Annotated in this window: 8 protein-coding genes; 6 read left to right on the plus strand and 2 right to left on the minus strand. The window is 30.2% G+C overall.

What is annotated here, in order from left to right; genetic code table 11:
- Nucleotides 1-238: 238 nt before the first annotated feature.
- Both ADI76_RS03350 and ADI76_RS03355 read left to right on the plus strand, forming a co-directional pair.
- A complete protein-coding gene (locus ADI76_RS03350; RefSeq protein WP_003009465.1) occupies nucleotides 239-520 on the plus strand; it encodes an autorepressor SdpR family transcription factor in 282 nt (93 codons plus the stop codon).
- Nucleotides 507-1,142, plus strand: a complete 636-nt coding sequence (locus ADI76_RS03355; RefSeq protein ID WP_049514760.1) for an SdpI family protein — start codon at nucleotides 507-509, stop codon at nucleotides 1,140-1,142. Before ADI76_RS03350 ends, ADI76_RS03355 begins: the two co-directional genes overlap by 14 nt.
- 185 nt (nucleotides 1,143-1,327) lie before the next feature.
- On the opposite strand, the gene ADI76_RS03360 is transcribed toward ADI76_RS03355, so the two are convergent.
- Nucleotides 1,328-2,362, minus strand: coding sequence for a hypothetical protein (locus ADI76_RS03360; protein WP_049514761.1), 1,035 nt, complete (start codon nucleotides 2,360-2,362; stop codon nucleotides 1,328-1,330).
- 216 nt (nucleotides 2,363-2,578) lie between these two features.
- On the opposite strand from ADI76_RS03360, the gene ADI76_RS03365 reads away from it, so the two are divergent.
- Nucleotides 2,579-3,349, plus strand: a complete 771-nt coding sequence (locus ADI76_RS03365) for a hypothetical protein (protein ID WP_049514762.1) — start codon at nucleotides 2,579-2,581, stop codon at nucleotides 3,347-3,349.
- Nucleotides 3,350-4,173: 824 nt separating this feature from the next.
- Nucleotides 4,174-5,907 carry a hypothetical protein gene (locus ADI76_RS03370; RefSeq protein WP_049514763.1) on the plus strand — a complete coding sequence of 578 codons (1,734 nt, stop codon included), beginning with the start codon at nucleotides 4,174-4,176 and terminating at the stop codon, nucleotides 5,905-5,907.
- 218 nt (nucleotides 5,908-6,125) lie between these two features.
- On the opposite strand, the gene ADI76_RS11825 is transcribed toward ADI76_RS03370, so the two are convergent.
- Nucleotides 6,126-6,551, minus strand: coding sequence for a helix-turn-helix transcriptional regulator (locus ADI76_RS11825; protein ID WP_049514764.1), 426 nt, complete (start codon nucleotides 6,549-6,551; stop codon nucleotides 6,126-6,128).
- Nucleotides 6,552-6,834: 283 nt separating this feature from the next.
- Here ADI76_RS11825 and ADI76_RS03380 point away from each other — a divergent pair, with 283 nt between their 5' ends.
- Complete coding sequence (locus ADI76_RS03380; protein WP_048788775.1) at nucleotides 6,835-7,074, plus strand: hypothetical protein; 240 nt, start codon at nucleotides 6,835-6,837, stop codon at nucleotides 7,072-7,074.
- Between the two features lie 51 nt (nucleotides 7,075-7,125).
- A complete protein-coding gene (locus ADI76_RS03385; RefSeq protein WP_239683614.1) occupies nucleotides 7,126-7,401 on the plus strand; it encodes a hypothetical protein in 276 nt (91 codons plus the stop codon).
- The last annotated feature ends 384 nt before the right edge of the window (nucleotides 7,402-7,785 follow it).

Consider the following 7,785-nt stretch of genomic DNA (forward strand, 5'->3'; position numbering starts at 1 on the left):
AAGTTTAGGATTTTCTATCAAACAAAGTTAGGAGGTCTTTATTTGATGGTTTTATTATAAGGCTGATTTCTTAAAGAAAACTTAAGAAAAGACGCTGCTTATAAGAATCGGTCTTAGGTCTGATATTTTTTTACAACAGAAACTATTTAGATTTTTTTCAAAATAGAGTTGACAAACCCATTCGAAAGTACTAGAATCTATTTAGAAAGATTTCTAAATAGATTGGAGGAGATAGAGAATGAATTTTGCGCAAACATTTAAAGCTTTATCGAATCCGATAAGAAGAAGTATCTTAGAACTGCTAAAGGCAGGGAAATTATCTGCTGGAGATATCGCTGGCCACTTTGATGTAGCAGGAGCGACCATTTCCCATCATTTAAGCCTCCTCAAGCAGGCAGATTTAATTCGAGAGGAAAAAGAGAAGAATTTTATCTACTATGAACTCAATACTTCTGTCTTGGAGGATTTAATGGTCTGGCTCGTTGATTTGAAAGGAGACTCTACTGATGAAAACGAATAAAAAACTATTGCTATTAACTTCTATGGTGATCCTTTTCCCCATGCTTTGGGGGCTGATGATTTGGTCGCAATTGCCTAACCAAATCCCGATTCACTTCAATTTTGCTGGCCAGGCCAATAACTTCCAATCGAAACCCCTGGTTGTGTTTGGTCTTCCTATTTTCGATCTCATGGTGCATCTGTTTATGATCTTTATGATCGGTCGCGATTCTAAGAATAGCGCTATGAATGAAAAAATGATCAGAGCGATTTACTGGTTGACCCCAATCGTTTCCTTAAGTACCTCCTATCTCATCTATAGCAAGGCGCTAGGATCTACTACCAATCCATCAGTTTTTGTTTCGGTTCTGCTAGGGCTCATCTTTGTAATCATGGGCAATTACATGCCTAAGCTAAAAGTGAATCACACGGTTGGAATCCGTCTGCCTTGGACCTTACAGAGTGAAGATAACTGGCACAAAACCCATCGCTTGGCAGGGAAATTGTGGGTCCTCGGAGGGTTGATCCTTCTACTTGAAGCAGGACTTCAATTCGCACTTTCTTATGTTTTGGTGCTGGTCATCCTCGCCGTTGTGTTTATCCCTGTGATGTACTCTTATCAATTAAGTCGGAAAAATCGTTAGTATAAAAAACAACCAGAGAAGAAGCAGTCGTGAACAGTTTCTTTTCCGGTTGTTTTTGCTTGTTCATCGTTTCAAATTTAAAACTTTCAGGAAAATAGGTCTTTTTCGGAAAGTTCTAATTTTGTTGTGTAGAAGTTCATAAGCACATAAAATTTGTTTTCGAAAAAATAAATTAATCGAAAATATTATATACCTAGTTCTAAAATTTCCTCATGCCAAAAATCAAAAGACTCATTAATATATAATAAAACATTAAACAATTTAAGAAAATCCTTCTTTGACATATCATTTTCCCACCGTCCATGATTAATCATATTCCTGTTAGGTTTATCAGAATTGAAACGAGGAGTATATGCAAAAAAATCATACAGCCAACTTATTAGCCCAATATCATAAATAGTATTGCTAATAAATTTATCTTGTAACGTTTGATTTAGCACATTCACTGCTCCTTTCCCCACCTGAATTCCATCTTTTTTATTTCGATTTAATGATTTTGTTTCTATTTTTTCATAAAATCTATTTATTGCACCATCAATCGCTATTGTCGCAAGGGTATATGCCGAATAATAATTTCCACTACTATATGAATCAACCATTGATTTCACTAATGGCTTTGAATACCAATCAGACTCTTCCAAGTCTACTACTTTTTCACTATTATTTATAATATCTTCTAACAGAATATACCATTTCGTTTCTAATTCTTCTAAATTATCAGATATTAAATCACTAACTGGATCTCCATTTTGAAAAAAAACAACCCACCCTTTACTAGCTAAAAGGATTATATTTTCTCTGATTTTTTCATATTCTTCAGCTGAATATAAAGGTTTAAGTACATTAATTGAATCACTAAGGCTCAATAGTATTTCAAGGTATGACTTCTCAAAAGTTGCAATTGTTTTCTTAACAACTTCTGTTGTCTTTTTAAGGAATTCTGTTTGCTGTTCTTCTATTTCAGCAAATACTTTAGATGCCTCTTTAACACCACTATTTTTCATAACCTCAGCATATTTAATTATTGGTGAGTTCAACATCATGCTTTCAATTGCTTTCATAGCCGATAACTGCGTAACATCTAATCCCGCATTTATTCTGGCAATATCTCCTAAAGCCATTATTGGAATTCCTTGCCTATTTAAATCACCTACAGTTGCTTTGAAGCCATTTACACTAACAGGGATCGGATTTTTAACTTCTTTTGATTCTCTTTTCATATGCCCTCCAAACAAGGTAAAGTAACAATAAATTACATTACCTTATTGTATTTCCTCTTTAATACGTTGTATTAATTGGTTAGTAATTGCTATCAACTTAAATTTATCAATTATATCTATCATTATTATATCATTAGTTAATGGAATTTTTTCCCTGCAAAATATTATACCCTTATGCTACAATAATTATAAAAATGAGAAAGAGAGAGTTTTATTATGAAGAATCCTTGGCTAGAAACTGAGCCCCGAATTTTTGGTGATAAAAAAATAATTGTTGCTAGTGACGACTGGAAATATTTTGAAAAATTATTAAATACCTCAGAAAAAATTAAGGATTTACAGTTAGGTATCTATCCGCAACACTTTGTGGGAGATCTAAAAAATGCTGAAATTATGATACTGAGCCTAAACCCAGGATATAAAGAAGAATACGAGCGTGCTTATAAAAATAAACAGGGATATGAAGATATTATAAAAAACAATCTAGAAATGAAAAATTCACGTTTTCATGCCCTAGATTTAGCAACTGAGGATGACCTAGGTTATTGGGGAAAAAGATTGAAGTTTTTGGTTGACGATAATAAAAGTAAAAACAAGAAGAAAGACACTCTAGATTCTTTAAAAATAATAGCCCAAAATATTGCACTTGCTGAATTTTTCCCGTATCATTCTGAGTCTTACGATGACTGGTTTGACAAGATTCCAACGAAAGCAAAAATAGATACTGAAAAATATCTTCCATCTCAAAAATTTCTTTTTTATGAAATTAATCAACGAATAAAAAAGAAAGATGTAATCATCGTACTTGCTCGTTCCTTTAGAAAGTGGTACGAGGCAATTCCTGAATTAAAAGATTACGAAAAATGTTATGAAGTGACAAATCCTAACAACCCATCACTTAAGCCTGAATACATATACAAAGTAGAAAGAACCTCTGTTAAAACAGAAATGGAAGAAATTATAAGAGAAATCAAGAATAGATCCTAAATAAAAAAAGTATCTATCAATAGACAACTATTTAATTTTACTTAAAAATATCTGGCAACTATATTTTTAAAAAATTAAAATTTCCTTCCTTGGAAGATTATATAATCATTAAATCGAAGTTTATTTGTACCAAATTTGTACCAAATTGTATTTCAAATCACTTTTATTCGAAAAATATTTTTAATAAGAATCCCTCTATTTCAAGTATCGATTACTATTTTCTTCTACACTAAAATGAAGGATTTATTGCATTCGGCATCAAACTACACAAGAAAAAGCCTATTGTGACTGGCTTTTTTTGATATTAAATTTCTTTTTGTACCAAATGATTATAAAAGTTATTGAATGTTTATCAAGTCCATCATTTATTTTCTCTTGTAATGTATGATCATAATCTTAGCTAATATGGGAATAGCTTTTATCAATATTCTAAAGATATTTTAGAAATGCTCGAAACTATCTTTTCAGAAAAGATACATTTTTCGGAAAGTTAAATGTACAAAGGAAATGTTAGCAGATGACTGTTATAGAGAATGTCCCAGTGTATTAAGGAACTTAAAAAGACTTGACAAACTAAAGAAAAACGCTTACAATATCACTATGCTGTGACTTCCATTGTTGGCGAACTAGAGTCGCCCAGAAGGAGGAAAGACCATGAAAATGGATAACAAAACCCTTGCTCGTCTTGAGCTAGCAGCAGAAGTCCTTTTAGCACTAAAAGAAATTGTTATCAAGTATAATGAAATCAATAATAAAAGGCTAGAAGGTTAGCATACAGTTTTACTGTATGCTTTTTATTTAAATTTTAGAAATGGATTGAAAATATGATAATAGAAAAAAATATAGTTTCTATCAAAAATCAGGCAAATTATTTTAAGTCACTATTTGAGAGTAAAATCTTTGAGGGACCATATAAAAATTTTATACGAAATACAGCTAGAAATCGTTCGGATTTTCCTATCTTTCCTATTGCTTCAGATAATTATTATTTTTATAAGGCATATGAGAATTTACTCCAGACGTATATCCGAAACTATTTAATAAATCCTATTTTAGAAGAATTGCTGACTGAGAGTGGTTATAAAGTTGATAGCTACCTTGAGAAAATAAGAATATATAACGGGTTTAATAATGAAAAAATAGAAAATTACAATATTTGCCCATTTCAATTCATTTTTATAAAGAATAATCTTAGATATGGGGTAAGATATACAAAATTATATGATACTGATGATATTGTAAAAGATTTGATAAAAAATTTTCAGATAGATAAAGTAATCATTTTACATTTTTCAGATGAACAAGATTTTGGATTAAACCAATATCGAGAAGTAATAAATATTTCTGATTATTCAATTAAAACGTTTTTTGAAGAGTTTATAAATGGAAACTTATACAATTGTTTTTTGACCACATTAGAAGAAGTGATCGAAGAAATGCATAAGTTAATCGGATTTAACACAATTCCTAGGATAAATATTGCAAATGTTACTAGCGTTAAACTTGATTTAAGAGAAACTATAAAAAATATAGATTTTCAATTATTAACTTATAATTCATCAAAAGAATTTGATTCTTTAGGCAGAAATGATATATCCAATATTTGTTCAAATTTAGAACATGGTAAAGCTCAAGTGTTGATAGGGGAATCAGACTTCGCCCAATCATATATCACTTCCGAATATTTGTATCAGGTGTTAGTCTATAAATTTAACAATAATAAATTAGAATATAAATTTGATTATACTTCTGTTGTAGCCGGTTATTTAAAGACAATTGAACAGTTTCTTTACAAAATTTTATGTTATCAGATGGATTATGACAGAAGTGAGAAATGGATCAAAAGAGGGAAAAAGTACGTCAAGAGGAATCACAAAAGGAAGTATCCTAGAGAAGAGGAAGTAAGGAAGCATCCAGATAATGATGAAGGAATTTATCAAGTTTTAGTTAGTCGTAATAATCTTAAATTTATGGATATTAGTTTAGGTTCACTAATCTGGTATGTATCCGATAATGAAAAGTGTTGGAATCTAAGTGCCCAGGGAAAAGAGTTATTAAATAAACTTTTATTGGATTATAAAGATTCCGTTCGAAATGGGTATTTTCATAAACACAACCTAGAAGATATTGAAGAAGTAAAACGTATCAGAGAAAATACTTTATATCTTTTATGTTTTATAATTGGAGGTTTAAAAGATTTTGATATTACTAAATTTGGTATTCTAGATTTTTCATTTAATAATTTCTTTCTTGCGATTTCTAAAGTGCCAAAACATATACCATTGTATATTCAAGAAACAAAAACAAGCCAACCAAAGCTAATGAAACTAGTTTATGAACAAGAATCTGAAAGTTATAACGTAGATGGTCTACTGGAGAATAATCTTTATTTTGCTGAAGTGGATGATCCTAACAAGTGGTATGAATATATTAATCAAGTTCCTAAGGATGATTTGGTTATTTTCAATACTAATAATGTGCCTTACCGAGCAGAGTATGTTGGAAGAAGTACAGACGATGGCTTTATAAATAAAGTTGAATTTTATAGAAAAGATTAATTAGAAAAGAAATAGATCATCTCTCAATTCTTGATATATAGTGCATTAACTTTATAGTGCTTGAATGATTTAATTAGATTTTTCTTATTTTTAAGAATACATACTTCAACACTTCCGTTCTATTTCGGAAAACACAATAAAAAGCTCCTCTTTGAAACTTGTCATAGTTAAAAGAGGAGCTTTTCCTTTTTGATGATATTTAGAATATAAAGTTTCTGTCATTTATTTTTTTTATTAAATCCATTGACAACAAAAGGGATCAGTGCACCAATTATAGTACCTGCAATAGCAGCAGACTTAGAGGATACAATTAATTTAGAAGCCTGAGAGATTTCATCAAAATCTAGATTTTCTGCTTCAGCTTTAGACAATACTTCTAATAACATTTCAGCACGCTTAGCTCTATCAGAGTCGGTTGACTTTAATTTTTCAATTTCAAAATCAACTACTGTTCGTATTGCAATGTAATGTAGTTTGGTTAGTTTGCTATTCTTTGTTTCTAAATTACTAATGGTCTGTTTAGTGACTCCAATAAGATCACCTAAATCAGCACTTGTCCAATTTAAAATTTCTCTAATAGACTTTAAATTGTCTTGCAGTATTTGTCTTGTTTTCTCATTTGAGGGATATTTTTCTTTTTTCATTTCACGGCACCTACAATTCTGTATTTACATTATAACAGAAATATGGGACATAAAAAAGCATTGTTTTGGTCAATATTATAATTTAAATAAAAAATAATTGACAAATTAAAATTAATGGACTATAATATCGGTATTCTTAAGAAAGTGAGGAATAAAGTTATGATTAGCTTATTAAAAATAAAGTGAGTCATATGTTTGTTCTAGTTTCTGTGTCAGAAGCATGACCAGAAGTTTTTTTGAGGTAGTGTATACCCTGCCGTTCCATTATAGGAGGAAAGTCTTAATGAATTTACAAGTAATGCTTAATATTGTGTTGATTATTGGAATGATCTATTTTGTTGTTAGAAGATATATTATTGCATCAAAATTTACAGATTATATGATTAAGAATGGCGGGGAAGAAATTGAATTTATAAAAGAGAACAACTTGAGTTTCTCTGAATGTGTAAAATTGCTTAATAAAAAACATAAAATTGGGATAGTCAATGCATTTTCTGTTGTAAACTGTTTAAGAGAAAAGTAAGATGATCCTTTAATTTCGTTAATAAAAATAGTCGAAGTAACAGTATTTGCTATGGATCAGGCTGAGTCTGATAATGTAGAAGCTTCATATACTTGTTTATTAAAAATAGGAGTTTATATTATGTCAAAATTATACGAATGTAGTGAGTGTGGTGAGTTGTTTTCCAAGCATGAAATTGATTGGGAAGGTAGCGATGAGAGGGATGAGGTGTATTACTGTCATGACTGTTCAAGATTTTTAGAACAATGTGGTATTGATGCAATGGATCCTGATGGTTTTGGTTATGATGAGTATGGAAACTGGGATTCGGAACGGTTAGGTTTGTAGATAGAAAGTTCTTTAATATGTTCATGAAATAAAGTTCAAAGATACATTTGATGCAATTAATTGTTTATAAGAGTCTTTTGAAAAGCATTTTGCAGAGAATTAAATTAAGTTACCACTAATTAAGAGGAGGATTATAACCATACTGAAATTTCCCTCATTCAATAAAACTTATATAAATTTTTTGAAATAAAAATTTTAAGTGAAACTGTTGAATGCCTTTATTAAGCTATTCTAAAATGATCTAAAACAAAACCTTGTCAAACCAGGCTTGAAAAAAGCTCGTAAAGCATCACAATTTAGTAAACGTTAAAACTTATTTACACTTATTGAAAGCATTTCGTATCAAAAATACGGGATGCTTTTTCTGTTCACCCCAAATTTTTG

This window comes from Streptococcus parasanguinis, assembly GCF_001074805.1.
In the GTDB taxonomy this organism is placed as follows: Bacteria; Bacillota; Bacilli; order Lactobacillales; family Streptococcaceae; genus Streptococcus; species Streptococcus parasanguinis_A.